Source organism: Streptomyces sp. WMMB303 (assembly GCF_029351045.1).
Classification (GTDB): domain Bacteria; phylum Actinomycetota; class Actinomycetes; order Streptomycetales; family Streptomycetaceae; genus Streptomyces.
Map to the genome: position 1 here is coordinate 1,842,617 of NZ_JARKIN010000001.1, position 19,587 is coordinate 1,862,203.

20 protein-coding genes and 1 pseudogene are annotated in these 19,587 nt (G+C 72.2%); 11 read left to right on the forward strand and 10 right to left on the reverse strand.

Annotated elements, in window-relative coordinates:
* Window positions 1-253 precede the first annotated feature (253 nt).
* Window positions 254-508 carry a type II toxin-antitoxin system VapB family antitoxin gene (locus P2424_RS08310; protein WP_276475134.1) on the forward strand — a complete coding sequence of 85 codons (255 nt, stop codon included), beginning with the start codon at window positions 254-256 and terminating at the stop codon, window positions 506-508.
* Window positions 508-927: a PIN domain nuclease gene (locus P2424_RS08315; RefSeq protein ID WP_276475135.1), complete on the forward strand. Its 420-nt coding sequence runs from the start codon at window positions 508-510 to the stop codon at window positions 925-927. The genes P2424_RS08310 and P2424_RS08315 overlap by 1 nt, the downstream gene beginning before the upstream one ends.
* A gap of 326 nt (window positions 928-1,253) precedes the next feature.
* Here the strand turns inward: P2424_RS08315 and P2424_RS08320 are convergent, their stop codons facing one another.
* From P2424_RS08320 to P2424_RS08330, 3 genes and pseudogenes are all read right to left on the reverse strand, one after another.
* Window positions 1,254-2,630, reverse strand: coding sequence for an IS1380 family transposase (locus P2424_RS08320; protein WP_276475136.1), 1,377 nt, complete (start codon window positions 2,628-2,630; stop codon window positions 1,254-1,256).
* A gap of 398 nt (window positions 2,631-3,028) precedes the next feature.
* Window positions 3,029-3,646: a peptidase inhibitor family I36 protein gene (locus P2424_RS08325; protein WP_276475137.1), complete on the reverse strand. Its 618-nt coding sequence runs from the start codon at window positions 3,644-3,646 to the stop codon at window positions 3,029-3,031.
* 301 nt (window positions 3,647-3,947) lie between these two features.
* Window positions 3,948-4,175: pseudogene (locus P2424_RS08330) on the reverse strand (transposase); the annotation flags it as partial.
* 88 nt (window positions 4,176-4,263) lie between these two features.
* Between P2424_RS08330 and P2424_RS08335 the strand changes: the two are divergent.
* Together P2424_RS08335 and P2424_RS08340 are read left to right on the forward strand one after the other, a co-directional pair.
* Window positions 4,264-4,851 (forward strand): TetR/AcrR family transcriptional regulator, encoded by a 588-nt coding sequence (locus P2424_RS08335; protein ID WP_276475138.1) that lies wholly within the window; start codon window positions 4,264-4,266, stop codon window positions 4,849-4,851.
* A gap of 6 nt (window positions 4,852-4,857) precedes the next feature.
* The gene (locus tag P2424_RS08340; RefSeq protein WP_276475139.1) at window positions 4,858-5,226 is read left to right on the forward strand and encodes a DoxX family protein; all 369 of its coding nucleotides are present in this window, start codon (window positions 4,858-4,860) and stop codon (window positions 5,224-5,226) included.
* 109 nt (window positions 5,227-5,335) lie between these two features.
* Here the strand turns inward: P2424_RS08340 and P2424_RS08345 are convergent, their stop codons facing one another.
* Together P2424_RS08345 and P2424_RS08350 are read right to left on the reverse strand one after the other, a co-directional pair.
* Window positions 5,336-6,199, reverse strand: a complete 864-nt coding sequence (locus P2424_RS08345; protein WP_276475140.1) for an isocitrate lyase/phosphoenolpyruvate mutase family protein — start codon at window positions 6,197-6,199, stop codon at window positions 5,336-5,338.
* A 110-nt stretch (window positions 6,200-6,309) separates the two neighbouring features.
* Window positions 6,310-6,720, reverse strand: coding sequence for a nitroreductase/quinone reductase family protein (locus P2424_RS08350; protein WP_276475141.1), 411 nt, complete (start codon window positions 6,718-6,720; stop codon window positions 6,310-6,312).
* A 261-nt stretch (window positions 6,721-6,981) separates the two neighbouring features.
* Between P2424_RS08350 and P2424_RS08355 the strand changes: the two genes are divergently transcribed.
* The 3 genes from P2424_RS08355 to P2424_RS08365 all read left to right on the forward strand — a co-directional run bounded on the left by P2424_RS08355 (window position 6,982) and on the right by P2424_RS08365 (window position 9,506).
* Window positions 6,982-7,134, forward strand: coding sequence for a hypothetical protein (locus P2424_RS08355; RefSeq protein ID WP_338068924.1), 153 nt, complete (start codon window positions 6,982-6,984; stop codon window positions 7,132-7,134).
* A 330-nt stretch (window positions 7,135-7,464) separates the two neighbouring features.
* Window positions 7,465-8,763: a radical SAM protein gene (locus P2424_RS08360; RefSeq protein WP_276478880.1), complete on the forward strand. Its 1,299-nt coding sequence runs from the start codon at window positions 7,465-7,467 to the stop codon at window positions 8,761-8,763.
* 131 nt (window positions 8,764-8,894) lie between these two features.
* A complete protein-coding gene (locus P2424_RS08365) occupies window positions 8,895-9,506 on the forward strand; it encodes a dihydrofolate reductase family protein (RefSeq protein ID WP_276475143.1) in 612 nt (203 codons plus the stop codon).
* Window positions 9,507-9,560: 54 nt separating this feature from the next.
* On the opposite strand, the gene P2424_RS08370 is transcribed toward P2424_RS08365, so the two are convergent.
* Window positions 9,561-10,070 (reverse strand): DinB family protein, encoded by a 510-nt coding sequence (locus P2424_RS08370; RefSeq protein ID WP_276475144.1) that lies wholly within the window; start codon window positions 10,068-10,070, stop codon window positions 9,561-9,563.
* 623 nt (window positions 10,071-10,693) lie between these two features.
* On the opposite strand from P2424_RS08370, the gene P2424_RS08375 reads away from it, so the two are divergent.
* The 3 genes from P2424_RS08375 to eda all read left to right on the forward strand — a co-directional run bounded on the left by P2424_RS08375 (window position 10,694) and on the right by eda (window position 13,712).
* Window positions 10,694-12,085 (forward strand): FAD-binding oxidoreductase, encoded by a 1,392-nt coding sequence (locus P2424_RS08375; RefSeq protein ID WP_276475145.1) that lies wholly within the window; start codon window positions 10,694-10,696, stop codon window positions 12,083-12,085.
* Between the two features lie 132 nt (window positions 12,086-12,217).
* On the forward strand, window positions 12,218-13,006 hold the full coding sequence (gene yaaA / locus P2424_RS08380; protein ID WP_276475146.1) for a peroxide stress protein YaaA: 789 nt from the start codon (window positions 12,218-12,220) through the stop codon (window positions 13,004-13,006).
* Between the two features lie 73 nt (window positions 13,007-13,079).
* Window positions 13,080-13,712, forward strand: a complete 633-nt coding sequence (eda, locus tag P2424_RS08385; RefSeq protein WP_276475147.1) for a bifunctional 4-hydroxy-2-oxoglutarate aldolase/2-dehydro-3-deoxy-phosphogluconate aldolase — start codon at window positions 13,080-13,082, stop codon at window positions 13,710-13,712.
* A 103-nt stretch (window positions 13,713-13,815) separates the two neighbouring features.
* Here the strand turns inward: eda and P2424_RS08390 are convergent, their stop codons facing one another.
* Window positions 13,816-15,423: a TlrC/CarA/OleB/SrmB family ABC-F type ribosomal protection protein gene (locus P2424_RS08390; RefSeq protein WP_276475148.1), complete on the reverse strand. Its 1,608-nt coding sequence runs from the start codon at window positions 15,421-15,423 to the stop codon at window positions 13,816-13,818.
* A 393-nt stretch (window positions 15,424-15,816) separates the two neighbouring features.
* Here P2424_RS08390 and P2424_RS08395 point away from each other — a divergent pair, with 393 nt between their 5' ends.
* Window positions 15,817-16,368 (forward strand): hypothetical protein, encoded by a 552-nt coding sequence (locus P2424_RS08395; RefSeq protein WP_276475149.1) that lies wholly within the window; start codon window positions 15,817-15,819, stop codon window positions 16,366-16,368.
* A gap of 33 nt (window positions 16,369-16,401) precedes the next feature.
* Here P2424_RS08395 and P2424_RS08400 read toward each other — a convergent pair whose 3' ends face one another.
* From P2424_RS08400 to P2424_RS08410, 3 genes are read right to left on the reverse strand one after another with little or no spacing between them, the layout of a single operon-like run.
* The gene (locus tag P2424_RS08400) at window positions 16,402-17,679 is read right to left on the reverse strand and encodes a bifunctional RNase H/acid phosphatase (RefSeq protein ID WP_276475150.1); all 1,278 of its coding nucleotides are present in this window, start codon (window positions 17,677-17,679) and stop codon (window positions 16,402-16,404) included.
* Between the two features lie 25 nt (window positions 17,680-17,704).
* Entirely contained in the window at window positions 17,705-18,448 is a 744-nt protein-coding gene (locus tag P2424_RS08405; RefSeq protein ID WP_276478881.1) for a C4-type zinc ribbon domain-containing protein, read from the reverse strand.
* Window positions 18,445-19,374 carry a Nif3-like dinuclear metal center hexameric protein gene (locus P2424_RS08410; RefSeq protein WP_276475151.1) on the reverse strand — a complete coding sequence of 310 codons (930 nt, stop codon included), beginning with the start codon at window positions 19,372-19,374 and terminating at the stop codon, window positions 18,445-18,447. The genes P2424_RS08405 and P2424_RS08410 overlap by 4 nt, the downstream gene beginning before the upstream one ends.
* Window positions 19,375-19,587: the final 213 nt, after the last annotated feature.

Consider the following 19,587-nt stretch of genomic DNA (forward strand, 5'->3'; position numbering starts at 1 on the left):
GCGTCCAGGTTGCGTGGTGCCCCGTCGTGCCGCCCCGTGACGCTTCTCCTGATCAGACCGTGTGCGGCACGTTGACCCGCACTACCCCGTGATGCACCGTCCAAAGGCGTCTGTCCACCGACGGGGCCGTTTGGCCGGCAACCTCTCGCCGTCCCACCGCTTCCGACGAGACCTCTGAGTCGAAACGATATCTCCCATGATCGATAGATGGTATCGTTTCACTCACGAGAGTATCTGCGAAGGGACCGTCCACATGGCCAGAACCGTCATCGACCTCGATGAAGACATGGTCACCGAGGCCATGCGCATCTTCGGGACCAAAACGAAGGCCAAAGCCGTCCGCCTCGCCATGGAAGACGCCGTCAAGCGACACCTGCGACAGGAGTTCTTCGACGCCATGGATGCCGGCGAGCTCGACTTCAGCGAGATCGTCGAGAGCACCGGCCCCCGCAACGCCGACGGCTCCCTCAAGCACGACGGTGACCGCAGCGGGGGCCAGGCGGCCTGATGCAGGACCGCTACCTGATCGACAAGTCCGCCCTCGCCCGCTGGACGAAACCGAGCGTCAAGGAGGTGCTCAAGCCCCTGCACGAGCGTTACCTCCTCGCGGTGTGCCGGCCCACCGAGTTCGAGATGATCCACTCCGCACGGGACAGTTCAGAAGCAACACGGATCAGCAGCTGGCTCCATGCTTTCGACTACCTCCGCACCGACGACGACACCTTCACCCGCGCGCTCGAGATCCAGCGCCATGCCCTCAACGCAGGCTTCCACCGCGCTCTGTCCCTCCCCGACCTGCTGATCGCCGCCACAGCGGAACTGAACCGGCGAACGGTCCTCCACTACGACGGAGACTTCGACATGATCGCCTCCCACACCGGACAACCCACCGAATGGGTCGTCCCGCCCGGCAGCGCCGACCGATGAGAATGCGGCCTTCCCCCACCTCCGATGAGATGTCTGACGCGGTGCACTGGAGTGGATTAGTTGGGCTGTGGCCGAACAACGCGCGGCCCGACGCGCATGGCCATGCCTCCTCGGGAAGAAGCGGCTACCGAACATGACTTCATCTACTCCGCCTAACCTCGATCTTGCGTGACGGTCCTCGTCAACTGTGCTGACGAGGACTTCTTGCTTTTCGGGTCGATTTTGGGGCGGCGGCAGGCTGGTGGCCCGGCTGTCGCGTCGGGTGGGCGCGGGGTTCCACTGCTCCCAGGGCTGCTTTGCTCGTGCGGACAGGGCTTTTGTGCTGGTCAGCCGGGGTTGGGGAGGAGTGCGAGTCGAGCGTGAGCGGTGAGCAGGTGATCCGTCCAGGGCCAGTGGGCGGCGAAACTGAGTGCGCGTTGTCGTCCGGTGTGGATGATGCGGGCGGCGGCGGAGAACAGTCGCAGCCGTAGTTTCTTGATCTCCCAACGGCGGGCGTCACCGTGTAGGGCGAGCATGGGCATCCAGGCGATCAGGTCGAGCGTGAGTTGGACGATCTCGAGCCAGATCTGGTTCTGCCCGGTGGTGTGAAGGGGAAGGTTGCGCAGGCCGGTGTTGCGGGCGGTGCGGATGCGGTCCTCAGCCCTGGCGCGTTGGCGGTGGCGAAGTTCGAGGTCGGCGAGCTGACCGCCCTTGGTGTTGGTCGCGAAGCAGGTCAGCCGGTTGCCGTCGGCATCGGTGAATCGCAACTGTGCTCCGGGGTGCGGTCGTTCGGCGCGGGCGATCAGCCGCAGGCCCTCCGGCCAGGTCGTCAGGTCGAGCATGTCGGTGATCTCCGCGAGCCAGACACCTTCTCTCGCCTGTCCGTCGGCGTTGCAGGCGGGTGTCCAGGCCCACTTGGGTATGCGGGTGACCGCATGGTGAATCTGCTCGGTGATGGTCATGCCGACCGAGTAGGACAGCCACCGGCCGCGGCGGGCGAGCCAGTCCAGGAAGACGTGGGTGCCGCCGGCGGAGTCGGTTCGCACCAGCGTCCGCCGCCCTCGCCGATGCTTCACAGGCAGCTGTGCCAGCGCCAGCTTCGCGACGGTGATGTGGTCGCCGGCGGTGTTCGCACCGGCCCGGCCGGGCCGCAGCAGCGCGGCGGCCGGCTCACCCGTTCCATCCGGCCCATGGTCGATGAAGGCCAGCAGCGGATGCCCGAAGGTCTTCTTCCAGGTCGGGGTGGCGTCTTCCTTCTCCGAATGCGCAGTGACCAGGGCGGCATCGATGTCCAGGACGACCTGGCCGTCCCCGCCGACGGGGCTGTGGTCGCCGGCCAGGGACCACACTCGCTGCCGCACGGCGGCCCGTGCGGCGCGGATCGCCGCCAGCACCTTCGGCCCGGAACCGGCGAGGCGCTCGACCAGGCGGGAGACCGTGGGGTCGGATGCGACCGAACCGAAGACGCCCGACTCAGCCCGCAGCATCCCCACATCGGCCAGGCAGTCACCACCGAGAGCGACCGATAGCGCCAGATCCAGCAGTGTCTTGCCCGGGTCGTGGACCGCACGCGGCTTCCGCCACGGCGCCAGGGCCGCCGACAACGCGGTATCCAGACCGGACTTGCGCACCGTCTGCACCAGCAAAACACCGCCGGCCTGCGAGACCACCGCCGACGGGCTGGAGCGGGTACGGACACGCGGATACAACCCGGTACGCTTCATCACCTGAAAGTGCCTCCGACGGCGCGGGAACATGGGCCTAGGCAATCCACATTCTCGCAGGTCAGAGGCACTGTTTATTGGGACGACCACCTGCCGGACAGCCCGTCTCATGAAAGCCCGGGGCTAGCACCCGTAAAGTCTTCCTGTGAAACGATCAGCGCCGCTGAAAACCATGGGATTCCCTCGGCTCGACAGTGAGCAATTTTGCCTCGAACGTCGATACAGCCACGACATTTCGAGGAATACTTCAAGTCAACTGCCGGGCCGGAGTGGGGAACCATCTCCCCGGCCCGGCAGCCATGCGACGGACCCACACCGCCCCCCTCAAGCGGATGACCACCCGGCTGCTACTACCAGAGCATCCACCCGGGTTGCTCGTCCGCGCTCCCCGCTGAGAGTTATCGCATGACCTGGTGGATCGGGTCGTCGAAAGCGGCGAACTCGCCGTCCGGGAGGTCGTACTTGCTCCTGAGGCAGAGGCCGTTCGTGAACCAGAGGGTGACCTTGCCACCGAGCATGTTGTATGCGGCGTGCGGCGCCTCGGCGCCCTCCGCCTTCGCGTTATAGCAGATGCTGCCCCACTTTGGCGTCATGCCCCAGGCCTTGCCGGAGTAGTTCTCCTTCTCGTAAAAGCACACTTGGCCCGGGTTGCATACCGGCGTGACGCGAAGCGACTTCAACCGGTCGGAGATCTTCTCGGCCCCTTGGTCGGGCTTCACGATCCCGTACGGCTGGCCGGAGCAGGAGTCGTTGTCGTACGCCTGAACCTGGAAGCGATACTTGTTGGAGAGCGAAGCGATGCGGGACGTCGTGCCGCCAGGCCAATTGGCCTGCGGCTTGAAGCACTGCCCGAGGCTTCCCTGCACTTCCTTGAACTTGCCGTTGAAGGCAGGCTCGGACCAGACGCAAATGTGTCCGGTCGAACATTGATCCACCGCCGCCTGGGCCGGGACCGCGGTGGGAAGCGCCGCGGCGATGGCAGTGATGACACCGGCGGATGCGAGTAGTTTGCGCATGAGGTGCTCCTTCAATCGGGTGCGGAACGATCACATTCTCGGCTCGTTCTGCGGCTCCGAGCGGGTGTTGGCCCGGTGATCACTCGATCGAGGACGGCGGCCTTTGAACTACCCCCTGGCCTCGGGTAAAGAAACTTAGCCTCGATCTTTCGTGACGGTCCGTCGGTTTCTTCGGCGGGCCGTTTCGGTTGTTCGGGGTCGGTGGTGGGCACGCTGATGGCCCGGCTGTCACGTCGGGCGGGCGCCGGGTTCCACGGCTCCGGTCGGGGTGGTGCTGGTTGCAGGGACGGGAACGCGCTGGTCAGCCGGGATTCGGGAGAGTTTCGAGCCGCGCCAGGGCGTCGGTGATCACGTCGGTCCAGGGCCAGTGGCGTGGGAATCTCAGGTGCCGGCGGCGGGCGGTGGTGATGATCTGGGCGGCGGCGGAGAAAAGCCGGAGCCGGAGACGGCTGGGTTCCCACCTGCGGGTTTTGCCGGCCAGGGCGAGCATGGGCATCCAGGCCAGCAGGTCCAGGGCGAGCTGCATGACGCCGGTCGGCCCCTGCTGCTGACGCAGATGAGCGGTTGCCCGGTCAGGAGATATTGCCTCGGCAAAGCCCAGCCCCCATAATGTGAACATGTTCAGCGAACATGTTCAGTCAACGCGTGCCGAACAGAAGCGACGCACGACGACCAGCATCATCGAAGCGGCCGCACGGCTCTTCCAGGAACAGGGCTTCCAGGGCACGACTGTGCGGCAGATCGCTGCCGAATCGAGTGTCTCCGTAGGCGCGGTCATGGCCGCGGGAGACAAGGAATCTCTGCTCAGCATGGTCTACGACGAGGCCATCGCCGCACGAGTGCCGGCGCCACCGACGGCACGGTCCGTGACGTCAGCCGTCGACTACCTGTCCCGCTACTTCGACCCCTTCCTCGAGCTGTTCACCGAGAACGAAGAACTCGCACGGGCGTACTTCCGCGCGCTGACCCGGGGCCGGCCGGAGAACGCGGCCCTCGGCGAGCTGCGCACGGTGACGGAGCACAACCTCACCACCGCAATGGTGAACACGGGGACACCGGAGACCCGCGCCCGGCTCGGCGCCCAAGTGATGTTCACCAGCTACCTGGGCGAGTTGATGCTGCTCGCCGCAGGCTCCACAGCGCACCAACAGACGGCAGCCCGAATCCGGCACACCGCTGAATTCGTCACCGCACACGAACAGTAAGACGACATGTCTCTCTCCGAACTCCCCTCCCCGGTCTGGCCGATCGTGGTCCTCCTCGTGATCCAGGCCGCCGATGCGGCCGTCCTGCTCCGCCCGCCGAAGTTCGTCGTCGACTGCCTGGAGAGCGTAGGGTTCCCGCGCGACTGGTGGTGGGCGCTGAGCATGGCCAAGGCGGCATCGGTCGTGGGACTGACCGCTGGAATCTGGATCCCCGGCGTCGCCATGACCACCACCGCGGCGGTCATCGTCTACTTCACCCTGGCCGCGGCGGCCCACATCCGCGCGCGTGCCCTGACCACCACTTTCTGGGTGAACTGCCTGGGGATGCTGCTGCTGTCCTTCGCAGTGCTCGTGGTGAGCTTCGTGCGCTGGTGACCTGCTGATCACTCCATGCGGCGTCGTGGGATGCCGAAGGAGTCAGGATGAAGGCGTGCCGTGCGCACGTCGGATGAGCGGCACGGATCAGGACAACCGGTCGTCGGCCTCACGCCCCCGGCCCGGCCGGAGAGGCCGGTGTCATGAGGGCGTTGGCCTCGGCGTAGGGGATCGCGTCCGCGCCGAAGGTGAAGGTGCCCAGCTCCTGGATCTCCCGGGCCGCGCGGACGACGGCGCCGAGCGCGGCCCGGGAGAGCGCGGAACCCACGCTGATCCGGCGCACGCCCAGCGCACCGAGTTCAGGCACGCTCAGCCGCAGGGCGGGCGATCCCATCAGGACGTTCACCGGGCGGCCGACGGAGGAGCAGACCGCACGGATCGCCTCGGCGTCCGGCAACGCCGGCGCGTAGAGCACATCGGCGCCCGCCTCCTCGTACGCCTGGAGGCGGCGGATGGTGTCGGGCAGATCGGGCCGTCCCTGGAAGAAGTTCTCGGCCCGGGCGGTGACGGTGAAGGGGAAGTCGAGTTCCCGGGCGGCGGCCACGGCCGCGCCGACCCGCTCGGCCGCCTCGCCCAGAGGGCGGACGGGGTCCTCGTCCCGGCCGGTGGAGTCCTCGACGGAGCCCCCGACCAGACCGGCAGCGGCGGCGCGGCGGATCGTCTCGGCGACGTCGTCGGGCGTCTCGCCGAAGCCGCTCTCCAGGTCCGCGGAGACCGGCAGCGGCGTGGCGTCGACGACGGTCCTGGCGTTGTCGAGAAGGACCTCCCGGGTGACGCGGCTGTCCGGCAGTCCGCGGGCGTGCGCCAAGCCCGCGCCGGTGGTGGCAAGCGCCGCGAAACCGAGCCCGCTCAGGACCCGCGCGGTCCCGGCGTCCCACGGGTTGGGCACCACGAAGGGGTCGGGCCCCTCGTGCAGCGACTGGAAGGTGACGGCACGTCGGTACTGGTCGGGGACGGCAGCGGGCTGCTGCATGGTGGGCCCTCTCCACGGTGCGCTGTTCGGCTCTGTGCACTGCTCCCGGACGCCGTTCGGACGCGGCCACGCGCGCCCCGGCGCCCCCGGTCGGCCAGGGTGCGGCCGGATCACCCGGCGTCGAGATCGACGCGGACGGTCAGCAGATCGGTGCCCACCGCGCGGACCACGGCGCTGTTGAGCCGCGGCAGCACGGCGAGGCGGGCGTACGGATCGTCGTCGGGGAGGAGCCGGGCCGTCCCGGTGTGCCAGCGGCCGGAGACCCGGACCCGCACCCGCGGATCGGCGCGGATGTTGCGTACGTACTGCGCCCGGTCGCCGTGCTCGGACACCAGCCAGAACCGCCGCCCCTCGCGGCGCCCGCCGACCGGTGTGCGGCGCGGGAGACCGCTGCTGCGGCCCGTGGTCTCCAGCAGGGTCTGCCCCGGCATCCGGCGGGAGAGCGGATTGACCACATGGCGCTGAAGCGCCGTGACGGCCCGGAACTTCGCCGCACTTCCCCTGCCCGCCGCGCCCGCCATGTGCGCCCCTTCCCTCATCCGTCGAGCGGCCCCGCCGCGCTGTCGGCGGGGCCTTCCGTCCACACGCAGCCAGCATGTTGGTTACGGATGCCCAGAAGTCTGCCACCGGCCACTGACAACGGCTCCGGGCAGGCGCAGGAGCCGGCCGGCACGGGGGGCGGGGCCGCTGCCACAGATGCGGGCCGTTGGCCAAAGTTGCACTCTGGAGTTATGACTCCTCCGATCGTCGTCCACCCTCCGTCCGGGACCGGTGGACGGAAAGTGACCGCACACACCGAGAGCCTCGGCTTCGCGCACCGGCCCGAGGACGTCGTCGAGTTCCTGCGCCGCGCCGGGCTCGACCCCGCCGAGATCCAGCTCGACGACCCCAACCTGATCGAGTGGCGCGGCGGCGGCCCCGACGTATGGCGGTGACCTCTCGCGGCACCGACCGGGCGAGGTCACCGCGGCACCGACCGGGCGCGCCGGCACGGCGCGTGCCTGCGAGCCCCGGCACCGTCGACCGCGTGATGGCCGCTGGGCGCGGGGCCGGGCGTACGGAACAAGAGGCAGGTGTGCGGCCGATTCGGGCACCGGAGTACCGTCGGGTACGCCCCCGGGCCGCGAAGTGAGGAGCTTGATCACACCATGCCGCCAACGCCGACTCCCCTGCCGATGCCGTCGCACGTGCCGTCCGGGCGGGGCAAGCAGGGCCAGCAGGTCCCACAGGAGCAAGGCAACCGCACCGCTCTGGTCGAGGACCTCATGGAGCGCTTTCCGCACATTCCGCGGGAGGCCGTACTGAAGGAGGACCTGCTCCGCGGCGGGATGGCCTTCGACGACTCGGCGCTCAGCGACACCGCCGACAAGGCGACGGGCGAGATCAAGCCGAAGTCCTACTTCATCTTCTCCTTCGACCACCGCACCCTGCCCGAACTGGGCGAGGCCGCGCTGCGGCGGCCACCCGAGGAGGTCGTGCTGACCGGTGGTCCGTACGACCTGAGCCGCACCGTCGTCTCCGTACGGGTGAACCCGAGTTCGCCGTACCGGGTGCGGGCCGGCGAGGACGGCGCCCTCGGCCTCTACCTCGACGGGCGGCGGATCGCGGACGTCGGGCTGCCGCCGATGCCGGACTACTACCGGCACACGCTCGCCAACGGCAAGTCCGTGATGGAGGTGGCGCCCACCATCCAGTGGGGCTACCTGATCTATCTGACGGTCTTCCGGGTGTGCCAGTACTTCGGCGCCAAGGAGGAGTGCCAGTACTGCGACATCAACCACAACTGGCGCCAGCACAAGGCCGCCGGGCGCCCGTACACCGGGGTCAAGCCGGTCGAGGAGGTGCTGGAGGCGCTGCAGATCATCTCGGACCACGACACGCTCGGCGCCTCGCACGCCTACACCCTCACCGGCGGCTCCATCACCTCGCAGGTGCAGGGCAAGGACGAGGCGGACTTCTACGGGCAGTACGCGCAGGCCATCGAGGAGCGTTTCCCGGGCCGCTGGACGGGCAAGGTCGTGGCGCAGGCGCTGCCCAAGGACGACGTCAAGCGGTTCCACGACCACGGCATCCGCATCTACCACCCCAACTTCGAGGTGTGGGACAAGCGGCTGTTCGAGCTGTACTGCCCCGGCAAGGAGCGCTATGTCGGCCGCGAGGAGTGGCACCGTCGCGTGCTCGACTCGGCGGACGTCTTCGGGGCGCGGAACGTGATCCCGAACTTCGTCGCCGGCGTGGAGATGGCCGCGCCGTACGGCTTCGACACGGTGGACGAGGCCATCGCCTCCACCACCGAGGGCCTGGACTTCTTCATGTCCCACGGCATCACCCCGCGCTTCACCACCTGGTGCCCGGAGCCGACGACCCCGCTGGGCAAGTCGAACCCGCAGGGCGCCCCGCTGGAGTACCACATCCGGCTGCTGGACGCCTACCGCTCGGCGATGCAGCGGCACGGGCTCTCCTCCCCTCCCGGTTACGGTCCGGCGGGCGCGGGCCGCGCGGTCTTCTCCGTCAGCTCGTTCATGGACACCCTGCCGGCCGAGGAAGGCGCGCCGGTCGGGTGAGGCCGACCGTTCGTCACCGATGATTCCCGCCGAGGGCCCCGGTCTCTCCTCCAGCAGGAGAGACCGGGGCCCTCGGCACGCGGGGACCGGAGGCACCGGGACACCCGGGAAGAGACACGGAGGCGAGGACCATGGCCAAGCTGACGCTGACCACGATGCTGTCGCTCGACGGCGTGATGCAGGCACCCGGCGGTCCCGAGGAGGACCCGCGCGACGGGTTCGACCTCGGCGGCTGGGTGGTGCCCTACGCGGACGAGGGACTGAACGAGCTCGTCGGGGACTGGATCGCCCGTGCGGGCGCCTTCCTCCTGGGGCGGCGCACCTACGAGATCTTCGCGGCGTACTGGCCGCAGGTCGGCGACGAGGAGGACCCGGTGATCGCCCGGCGGCTGAACTCGCTGCCCAAGTACGTCGCCTCGACCACGCTGCGGAACGCCACGTGGCAGGGCACCTCGGTGCTCGGGGGCGATGTGGTGGAGGCGGTGCGGGAGCTGAAGCAGCAGCCGGGCGGCGACCTCCAGATCCACGGCAGCGGCGTGCTGGCCCGGTCGCTGATGGCGCACGGCCTGATCGACGAGTACCGCCTGCTGGTCTTCCCGGTGGTACTGGGCAAGGGCCACCGGCTCTTCACGGAGGGCGGTGTGCCCGCCGCGCTCGCGCTGGAGACCGCCGAAGCGCTGCCTTCGGGCGTCACGATGCAGACCTACACCCCGGCGGGGCGGCCGGCGTTCGGCTCGTTCTGAGCGCCGCCGGCCGGCCGCCCGCCCGCCGTTCGGCGGGGCGGGTCCGACCCCGGTTCAGCGGCCGGTGGCGCCGTCGGTCTGCTCGCGGAGGATGTCGGCGTGGCCCGCGTGCCGGCCGGTCTCCTCGATCATGTGCACGAGGATCCAGCGCAACGTCGGCGGCGGGGTCTCGCGCAGAGAGCGCGCCCCTGGCCGGTCGAGGTCGTCGCAGTCGGCGATGATCGCGTCCGACGCGTTGATCGCCTCCTGGTACGCGGCGATCAGCGACTCGCCGGTCTCGCCCGCCTCGGGCGGCGCGTCGTCGTCGAGGAGTTCGCCCTGCCCGGCGTAGGCATGGCCGAACCAGTTGCGCTCCACCAGGGTCAGATGCCGCACCAGACCCAGCAGGCTGGTTCCGGAGGGGACGCCCGGGGCGAGGCCGACCTCGTCGGTGAGCCCGGCGGCCTTGGCGATCACCGCCTCACGCAGATACCGCAGGAACGCCAGCAGGGTTTCCTTCTCGCCACCCGCCACGGCAGGGGGCCTTACATCGCCACGCGCGGAAAAGCCGGTCACATCAGTCATGCCGCCGACTGTAACCAGAATTGGCTGGCGGGGGTGCGGTGGTACTGGTTGGCTTCCGGGGTGACCGTCACCCGCACCCCGCCACCGCGAGGCGCGACCGGTCGTCCCCGGTGGCCCACCGCACCGGCCCGCGGGGCGGGACGCGCCGCCGTACGGCGCGCTCGCGGCCCGGGACGCCGGTCCACGCCCCGGGGTCCGGACGGAACCGCCTCACCCGCCGGTCCGTCCCCTCCCACAGCGGAGTGGATCTTCATCGAGAAGGGGCGGGACGAGCGGAGCAGGGGGCAGCGCAGATGCCGGGAGCGGCGCCGGAGGCGGGGCGCGGAGTGTCGCGGCACGGGGCAGCGGCGGGGAGCGCGGCAAGGAGCGCGACAGCGGCCAGGGGGACGCGGATGACGGAGTGCGGGACGGGCCCGGGGAACGGGAGGGACACAGCGAACGCGGGGAACGCGGGGAACGCGGGGGGCACAGCCGGCCGGACGAACCCGGCGAGCGCGACCGGCACGGCCGGCACGGCGAGGACCAGGAGCCCCGCGAGCACGGCGAACGCCGGGACCGCCGGGACCGCCGGGAACAGCGCGAGCGCGGCGTGGCGGGCGCTCGGCAGCGGGCTGGACGGAACGTTGCTGCGCCCCGGCGACCGGGACTTCACCGCGGCACGCAAACTGTTCAATCCGCGGTTCGACGCGGTGCGCCCGGCCGCGGTGGCGTACTGCGCGGGGCCCGGCGACATCGCCGAGTGCCTGGCGTTCGCGCGCCGCAACCGGATACCGGTCTCGGTTCGCAGCGGGGGCCACTCGTCCGCGGGCTGGTCCAGCGGCAACGGCCGGCTGGTGATCGACGTGCAGCGGCTCGCCGGGGTGCACGCCTCCGGGCGCCGGGCCACAGTGGGCGCCGGGGCCAAACTGATCGACGTCCACGCCGGTCTGGCGGCGCACAAGCGGACGGTACCCGCCGGGTCGGGGCCGACCGTGGGGATCGCGGGGCTGGCGCTGGGCGGCGGGATCGGCGCCGTCGCCCGCGCATACGGACTGACCTGCGACAGCCTCACCGGGGCCAGGATCGTCACGGCCGACGGCACGCTGCGCGAGGTGTCCGCGGACGGCGGGGCCGACGACGCCGAACTGTTCTGGGCGCTGCGGGGGGCGGGGAACGGCAACTTCGGCGTCGTCACCTCGCTGGACTTCCGCACCCATGTGGCGCCCGGCTGCCAGACCTTCTTCCTCTCCTGGCCCTGGTCGCGGGCGGCGGCCGTGGTGCGCGAGTGGCAGCGGTGGGCCCCGGTGGCGCCGGAGGAGATCTGGTCGCATCTGCGGCTGTCGGCCCCGGCGGGCGGCCGGCCGGGCAGTGTGCGGCTGGGCGGGCTCTCACTGGGGGCACGCCGCGAGGTGGAGACGCAACTGGACCGGCTGGCGGGCCGGATCGGCACGACCGCCGACCTGTCGCTGCGCAGGCACGGCTACCTGGACGCGCTGAAGGTGCTGGGCGGCGTCTCGGGGTGGACGCTCGCCCAGGCGCACCAGCGCGGCACCCTGCCCGGCCGCACCAAGCGGGGAAGGGTGGCCCGCGAGTCGTACGCCGCCCGCTCCGACTTCTACACCCGCCCGCTGCCGCTCGCCGGGATACGGGCACTGCTCGACCGGGTGGAGCGGGTCGCCGAACTGCGCGGCGGTGGCGCCGGGAGCGTCGTCCTCGACGCGCTGGGCGGTGCCGTGAACCGGCCTCCGCCGGACGCGACGGCCTTCGTGCACCGGAGCGCGCGCTTCCTGGCGCAGTACGCCGTGGCCTGGCCGGACGGCTCCGACGCCGCGGCGGTGGCGGGACACCGCGGCTGGCTGGATGCCACCCACGCCGCGATGCGGCCGTGGGCGAGCGGGTTCGCCTACCAGAACTGCCCCGATCCGGCGCTGCGCGACTGGCGGCGGGCCTACTACGGTGCCAACGCCGAGCGGCTGGCCGGGGTCAAGGCCGTGTACGACCCGGACCGGGTCTTCTCGTTCCCGCACGCCGTGTGAGTCCCCGGGGCGGGTGCCCAGCGGCGGTGCGCGTACGGACCCGTACGCTGGGGTCCCCCTCCGGCGGCCGGAGGGGATCGCACCACCGGCGTCGCAGGCGGGCGCCGTACCGAGGAACCGAGGAGAAGTGCCGTGCTCGTGCTGCTGCCGCCGTCCGAGGGGAAAGCCGAGGGCGTGCGGGGGCGCCCGCTGGACCTGGACGCGCTCTCCCTGCCGGGGCTGAATCCGGCGCGGGAGACGGTGCTGGAGGAGCTGGTTTCGCTCTGCCGGGCCGACGAGGAGAAGGCACGCGCCGTACTGGGGCTCGGGGAGGGACTGCGCGGCGAGGTCGCCAAGAACACCCGGCTGCGGACCGCGCCGACCCGTCCCGCCGGGGAGATCTACACCGGGGTGCTCTACGACGCGCTGGAGCCGGCCACTCTCAGCCCGGCGGCCAAGCGGCGTGCCGCGCGCTCGCTGCTGGTCTTCTCCGCGCTGTGGGGGGCCGTCGGGGTCACCGACCGGATCCCCTCCTACCGGCTGTCCGCCGGTGTGAAGCTGCCGGGCACGGGTGGGCTGGGCGCCTTCTGGCGCGGCCCGATGGAGTCGGTGCTGCCCGAGGCGGCGGGCGGCGGGCTGGTGCTGGATCTGCGCTCATCGGCGTACGCGAGCATGTGGAAGCCGAAGGGAGAGCCGGCGCGCCGTACGGCGACCGTGCGGGTCCTGCAGTCCCGCCTGGTGGACGGAGTGGAGAAGCGGTCGGTCGTCAGCCACTTCAACAAGGCGACCAAGGGCCGCATCGTACGGGCGCTGCTGGAGTCCGGTGCGGCGCCGAAGACCCCCGCGGCGCTGGCCGGGACACTGCGCGAGCTGGGGTACACCGTGGAGGGCGACGCGGGTCCGGACACCCGGGCACTGGATGTGATCGTCACCGAACTCTGACCGCCGATCCGATCTGATTGCACATATCGCAACGGCCGTTGCGAAGCATGCTGCCCGCGGGCACGATACGGGCATGACTTCCGCGCCCTCCGTGCTCGACCTCGCCCCCGTCCTCCCGGTCGTCGTACTGGAGGACGCGGCGGACGCCGTCCCGCTGGCCCGGGCGCTGGTGGCCGGCGGCCTGCCCGCGATCGAGGTGACGCTGCGGACCGGCGCCGCACCGGAGGCGATCCGCGCCGTCGCGGACGCCGTCCCCGAGGCCGTCGTCGGCGCGGGCACGGTGCTGGGTCCGCCGGACGTGGAGACGGCGGTGGCGGCGGGTGCGCGCTTCCTCGTCAGCCCCGGCTGGACCGACTCGCTGCTGGAGGCCATGCGGGGCTCCGGAGTGCCCTTCCTGCCCGGGGTCGCGACCGCCTCCGAGGTGATGGCCCTGCTGGAGCGCGGAGTGACGGAGATGAAGTTCTTCCCCGCGCGCGCGGCAGGCGGCACGGGCTATCTGAAGTCCCTGGCCTCCCCGCTGCCGCGGGCCCGCTTCTGCCCCACCGGCGGCATCGCGGCAGACGACGCGGCCGACTACCTGGCGCTGCCCAACGTCGGCTGTGTGGGCGGCACCTGGATGCTGCCCGCCGACGCACTCGCGGCCAGGGACTGGGAACGGATCCGCGGGCTGGCCGCCGAGGCGGCGGCGCTACGGGGAACCCGGTAGACGGTCAACCCCGCCCCCGCGCCCGCACGCCGACCGGGCACGGCCGCCGCCTGCGCCACGGCCGCCCCGCGCACCCGACCCGCCCCGGCACCGCGACCGTCGATCACACCGCGACCGCACCCCCGTCCAGCGCGAGCCGCCTCCCCTCGAACCGGCCGCGCAGCGCACGGTCGTGCGTGACCAGGACCACCGCGCCCGGGTAGCCGGTCAGGGCCTCCTCCAGTTCCTCCACCAGGGCGGGGGAGACATGATTCGTCGGCTCGTCCAGGAGGAGCAGGTCGACGGGGTCCGCGACCAGCCGGGCCAGGTCGATGCGCCGGCGTTGGCCGTAGGAGAGGTCGCCGACGCGCAGGTACAGCTCCGCCGGCCGGAAGAGGCCGAGGGAGAGCAGCGCATCGGCGTGCTCGTCGGCGGATCCGGGACGGCCCAGCGCGAAGGCCTCCGCCACCGTCAGGCCGGGGGGCCACGGTGTCTCGTCCTGGCGCAGATGGCCGGCCCTGCCCGGCACCCGCACCGCGCCCTCGTCCGGCCGCAGCTCGCCGGCCAGCAGCCGGAGCAGGGTGGTCTTGCCCGCGCCGTTCGGTCCGGTGACCAGCAGCCGGTCGGTGGGGCCCAGGGCGAGGGACTCCAGGTGGAGGCGGTCTCCCACCCGGACTCCGGTGAGTTCGGCGGCCGCGCCGGACTCGGCCGCCGCAGTGCGGATACGGGCCGTGAAGGAGAGCGGATCGGGCGGCGGCGCGACCGGTTCGGCCCGGAGGCGGTCGACGCGCTCGCGGGCGTTGCGGATACGCGCCATCGCGCCGTGCGCGCGGCCGCGGGCCCGGAAGCCGCCGTGGCCGAAGTTGGCCAGCGGCACCTTGCGCGGAATACCGTCCAGGCGGGCGGCGTTGCCGGCGGCCAGCCGCTCGTTGCGGGCCAGCTCCGCGCGCCACTCCTCGTACTCCTGCAGCCGGCGGCGGCGGTCGGCGGCCTTGGCGGCGCGATAGCCCAGGTAGCCGTCGCCGTAGCGGGTGATCCTTCCGCCGTCGGCCTCCAGGATCGTCGTGGTCAGGCGCTGGAGGAAGACGCGGTCGTGGGTGACCGCGAGCACCGTCCCGCGGTGTGCCCGCAGTTGCTCCTCCAGCCAGGCGACGGCCCCGTCGTCCAGATCGTTCGTCGGCTCGTCCAGCAGAAGCAGCTCCGGGCGGCCCGCCAGGACCGCGGCCAGGGAGAGCCGGGAGCGCTCGCCGCCGGAGAGCGTGCCGACGCGGCGCTCGCGGGGCAGCCCGGGCAGGCCGAGGTGATGCAGGGCGGTCTCCACCCGGTGGTCGGCCTGGTAGCCGTCCCGGGCCTCGTAGCGCTCGACGAGCGCGGCGTACGCCTCCGGGCTGCCGCCGTCGCCGAGTGCCCGCCCGGCCCGGCGCAGCTCGGCCTCCAGCGCGCGCAGGTCCGCCATCGACAGGTCGATGGCCTCCTGGACGGTGGCGGTCGGCGGGAGCGGGAGGGTCTGCGGCAGGTAGCCGACGCCGCCCGCCGCGGTCACGGTCAACTCGCCGTGATCCGGGTGCTCCCGCCCGGCGAGGAGCTTGAGGAACGTCGACTTGCCGGAGCCGTTGTCCCCGATGAGGCCGGCCTTCTCCCCCGGCTTGAGCGTGCAGGAGACCTGGTCGAGGACGGTACGGCCGGAGTAGCGCTTGGTGACGCCGCGCAGGGTGAGTTGTGAGGTGCGCAAGGGTCGGTCCCTCCTGGCCCGGTACGGGCCGGAACGAGGCGAATGACGGCTCGGCGGGGCGCGGGACGGCGGAGCGGTGCTCTACGCGGTCGGCGCCATCGGTCTCAGAGGGAACCCATGAGCAGAAAGGTACGGCACATCCGACGCTTTGACAAGACGAAACGTCTCGCCTCGTTCAGGTGTTTCACGAGCCCCGGCGGCGGGTCGGCAGAGGGCGCTGCGGCTGCCCGAACCCCCGGCCGCACCACCGCCGCAGACCCGCTTCCGCTCCCCCCACCGGCGACCGAGAGCGCGCCCCGGACCGGCCCGGGGGGCCGGGTCCGGCCCGTACCGAGGACCGTCGCCGCCGAACTCCCGGTACGGGGCCGCCTCGAACGCCGGTAGGTTGCCCGCATGGCGACTGACAGCGCGCCCGGCGGCGACGGGGCGATATGCCCCGGCTGCGGCGGCGGCGAAACACGACCCGTGCCCGAGGCGCGCACCGGCAAGGGCGCGCTCCGCAAGGAGCTGGGCACCCGGCTGGCCAAAGGGCCGGAGAAGACCGGCGACGGCTGTATGCACTTCCTGGAGGGCATGGTGCTCACCGGAATAGGTGTGGCGCTCGCCTGGACGGGCATGGACCAGGACAAACCGCTCCACCTCGGCGGCGGCATCCTGCTGGCCGCCGTGTGCTTCATCGGCACCATCGTCGTGGTGCGCGGCGACCGGCAGGAACAGGACGCGGAGTCGGCCGGTGCGGCGCGGGCCGACGCACTGTGGGCGCCCGCCCGCTACTGCTACGGCTGTGAATCCGTCTTCTGCCCCGGCGGGGAACCCTGGCCCGGTGTGCTGACGCCGGAGGAGTTCCGCACCTACGTGTGGACGGAGGCCGGCTACGCGGACCAACTGCCCCAGCACGCACCCCGCAGCGGGGCACGCGGCGGCCGCCACCGGGGCACCGGCTAGCGCACGGCCGCGCGGGCGCCCCGCCGTGCCCCGCTACCGGCGCAGATGCCCCGTGTCGTTCAGGAGCCGCAGCGAGGCGTTGCCGTCGGCGTAGTAGGCGACGGCGGAGAGGGAGCCGGCCGACAGCTCCATCCGGAACAGCGCTTCGGCCGGGGCGCCCAGCGCGAGCCGGGCCAGCGTCTTGACCGGGGTCACATGGGTGACGAGCAGCACGGTGCGACCGGCGTAGCGGGCCAGCAGCTTGTCCCGGGCCACCGCGACCCGGCGGGCCACCTCCTCGAAGGACTCGCCGCCCCCGGTGGGACGGGCCCCGGCGGAGGCCAGCCAGGCGTCCAGGTCCTCCGGGTGGCGCTCGCGCACCTCGGCGAAGGTGAGGCCCTCCCAGGCGCCGAAGTCGGTCTCGCGCAGCCCCTCGTCGGTACGCACGCTCAGCCCGAGGCGGTCCGCGACAGCGGTCGCCGTCTCCTGGCAGCGGCGCAGCGGCGAGGCGACCACGGCCTGGACGGTGCCGCGCGCGGCGAGCGCCTCGGCGGCCGCGGCGGCCTGCTGACGGCCGACCGCGGAGAGTTCGGGGTCGGAGCCGCCGCTGCCGGAGAACCGTTTCCCGGGCGTGAGCGGCGTCTCCCCGTGCCGCAGCAGCACGAAGGTGGTGGGGGTGCCGAGGTCGGGCCCCCAGCCCGGGCGGGCGGCGGGAGCGGCGGTACCCGCCGTGCCGGTCCCGTCGTCCGCCGCGGAAGAGGGCGCCCTCGCCGCGCTTCCCGTGCTCCCGCCGGAACCGGTGCGGCCCGTACCGGACCCGTCCTGGCCGGCGCCGGACCCGCTCGGGTGCGCGCCGGGCCCGGTGTCGAGCTCCGCCCGGGAGACGTCCGGCTGCCAGCGCCCGCCCCGCTTCCCGGCGTCCATCGCCTCGTTGGCGAGCCGGTCCGCGTGCTTGTTCTTCTCGCGCGGGATCCACTCGTAGCTGACCGCGTCCGGCGGGAAGACCGCGGCGGCCTCCGCTGCGAGGGGCCGCATGTCCGGGTGCTTGATCTTCCAGCGGCCCGACATCTGCTCGACGACGAGCTTGGAGTCCATCCGCACCAGCACCGCGGCGTCGGCGTCGAGTTCGCGCGCGGCGCGCAGCCCGGCGACCAGGCCTCGGTACTCGGCGACGTTGTTGGTGGCCCTGCCGATGAACTCGGCGGTCTCGCGGAGGGTCCCGCCCGAGGCCGCGTCCTTGACCACGGCACCGTATCCGGCCGGGCCGGGATTGCCGCGCGAGCCGCCGTCGGCCTCGACGACGAAGGTGCGGCGCGCCTGGCCCCCGCTCATCGCGGACCTCCGCAGGCCACCGGGCTCACAGCCCCGACTCCGGGGTGCGCACCAGGATGCGGCGGCAGTTCTCGCAGCGCACGACCGCGTCGGCGGGCGCCTCGCGCACCTCGTTCAGCTCGGTGATGTTCAGCTCCAGCCGACAGCCCTCGCAGCGGCGCTGGTAGAGCTTGGCGGCGCCGACCCCGCCCTCGCGCTCCCGGATCTTGTCGTAGAGCTTGAGCAGTTCGCCGGGGACGGCGCCGGCGACCGTCTCGCGCTCCTTGCGGACCCGCGTCAGCTCGGCGTCGATCTCCTCCAGCGCGGCGTCCCGGCGCGCGGTGGCGTCCTGGACCCTGGCGCCGACGGACTCGACCCGCTCGCCCAGTTCGGCGGAGCGCTCGGCGGCGGACTCGCGGCGCTCCATGACCTCCAGGACGACGTCCTCCAGGTCGCTCTGGCGCTTGGCGAGCGAGGCGATCTCGCTCTGCAGGTTGGCCAGGTCCTTGGGGTTGGTCACCGCTCCCGAATCGAGGCGCTGCTGGTCGCGGACCGCGCGCTGACGGACCTGGTCGACGTCCTGCTCCGCCTTGGTCTGCTCGCGGGTGGTGTCGCTCTCCTCGGTCTGCGCGGCCACGAGCAGGTCGCGGAGCTGGGCGAGGTCGGCGTCCAGCCGCTGGATCTCCTCGTGCTCGGGCAGGGTCTTGCGCTTGTGCGCGAGCTGCGTCAGGCGCGTATCGAGTGCCTGGACGTCGAGCAGGCGGATCTGATCGGCGGGCGCGGCGTTCAGTTGGGGGCTCCCGGAGTGAGGTCGTGGTCGGTCGATGCGGTCTGCTGGGCCGTGGCCGGGCGGGAGAGCGGTGACTCCTGCGGCAGCGAGGGCGCGTGCGCGGTCCACGGGTCGGTGACGGTACGCGAGACCTCGGTGCGCAGGTCCCAGCCCTCCCGCTCGGCGACGGCGTCGAGCTGCGCGGCCGCCTGCTCGCACCAGGGCCACTCGGTGGCGAAGTGCGCGGCGTCCAGCAGGGCGAGCGGGGAGTGTTCCCGGGCCTCGGAGGCGGGGTGGTGGCGCAGGTCGGCGGTGAGATAGGCGTCGACGCCCGCGGCGCGCACCGTCTCGAAGAGGCTGTCGCCGGAGCCGCCGCACACGGCGATCGTCGCCACCGGCATGGCGGGGTCGCCCGCGGCCCGGAGGCCCTGCGCGGTGACGGGCAGCGCGGCGGCGGCCCGCTCCAGGACGTCGCCGAGCGGCAGCGGGCGCTCCAGTTCGCAGATCCGGCCCAGCCCGCGCCGGCCGGCGGGGTCGGTGGGGTCGGGCACCAGCGGCCGCAACACGCGCAGCCCGAGCGCCCCGGCGAGCGCGTCGGAGACGCCGGGGTCGGCGGTGTCGGCGTTGGTGTGCGCGACGTGCAGGGCCACGCCGTTGCGGATCAGGGTGTGTACGACGCGGCCCTTGAAGGTGTCGGCCGCGACGGTGGTGGTGCCCCGCAGATAGAGCGGATGGTGGGTGACCAGCAGCTCGGCACCCTTGGCGACGGCCTCGTCGGCGACCTGCTGCACGGGGTCGACGGCGAACAGGACCCGGCTGACACGTGCTTGCGGGTCGGAGACGTCGCCGCAGACGGTGCCGACGGCGTCCCACTGCTCGGCGCGGTCGCGCGGCCACAGGGTGTCGAGCGCGGCGATGACTTCGGAGAGTGTGGGCTGTGCTGGCACGGGGGCAAGGCTACCTGTCCGCGGCGACGGCGCTCCCGGCCCGGTGGGCATACCCGCACGCACCCGGCACCGGCCTCGGAGCGGGCGGCGCGACACTCCTGGACCACCCGCGGACGAACACGAATTCGGTCACTCGTACGCGTGAAGCGGCTCAGCTCCCGCTGTCCGCGCCCGAATCCGGGGCCTAGCTTCGTGACCGGAGGTGACCGCAAG

Excerpts from the sequence above, each read along its gene's own strand:
- P2424_RS08310 (WP_276475134.1), top strand. The coding sequence starts at position 254 with ATGGCCAGAACCGTCATCGACCTCGATGAAGACATGGTCACCGAGGCC.
- P2424_RS08315 (WP_276475135.1), top strand. The coding sequence starts at position 508 with ATGCAGGACCGCTACCTGATCGACAAGTCCGCCCTCGCCCGCTGGACG.
- P2424_RS08320 (WP_276475136.1), bottom strand. The coding sequence starts at position 2,630 with ATGAAGCGTACCGGGTTGTATCCGCGTGTCCGTACCCGCTCCAGCCCG.
- P2424_RS08325 (WP_276475137.1), bottom strand. The coding sequence starts at position 3,646 with ATGCGCAAACTACTCGCATCCGCCGGTGTCATCACTGCCATCGCCGCG.
- P2424_RS08335 (WP_276475138.1), top strand. The coding sequence starts at position 4,264 with ATGTTCAGCGAACATGTTCAGTCAACGCGTGCCGAACAGAAGCGACGC.
- P2424_RS08340 (WP_276475139.1), top strand. The coding sequence starts at position 4,858 with ATGTCTCTCTCCGAACTCCCCTCCCCGGTCTGGCCGATCGTGGTCCTC.
- P2424_RS08345 (WP_276475140.1), bottom strand. The coding sequence starts at position 6,199 with ATGCAGCAGCCCGCTGCCGTCCCCGACCAGTACCGACGTGCCGTCACC.
- P2424_RS08350 (WP_276475141.1), bottom strand. The coding sequence starts at position 6,720 with ATGGCGGGCGCGGCGGGCAGGGGAAGTGCGGCGAAGTTCCGGGCCGTC.
- P2424_RS08360 (WP_276478880.1), top strand. The coding sequence starts at position 7,465 with ATGGAGCGCTTTCCGCACATTCCGCGGGAGGCCGTACTGAAGGAGGAC.
- P2424_RS08365 (WP_276475143.1), top strand. The coding sequence starts at position 8,895 with ATGGCCAAGCTGACGCTGACCACGATGCTGTCGCTCGACGGCGTGATG.
- P2424_RS08370 (WP_276475144.1), bottom strand. The coding sequence starts at position 10,070 with ATGACTGATGTGACCGGCTTTTCCGCGCGTGGCGATGTAAGGCCCCCT.
- eda (WP_276475147.1), top strand. The coding sequence starts at position 13,080 with ATGACTTCCGCGCCCTCCGTGCTCGACCTCGCCCCCGTCCTCCCGGTC.
- P2424_RS08395 (WP_276475149.1), top strand. The coding sequence starts at position 15,817 with ATGGCGACTGACAGCGCGCCCGGCGGCGACGGGGCGATATGCCCCGGC.
- P2424_RS08400 (WP_276475150.1), bottom strand. The coding sequence starts at position 17,679 with ATGAGCGGGGGCCAGGCGCGCCGCACCTTCGTCGTCGAGGCCGACGGC.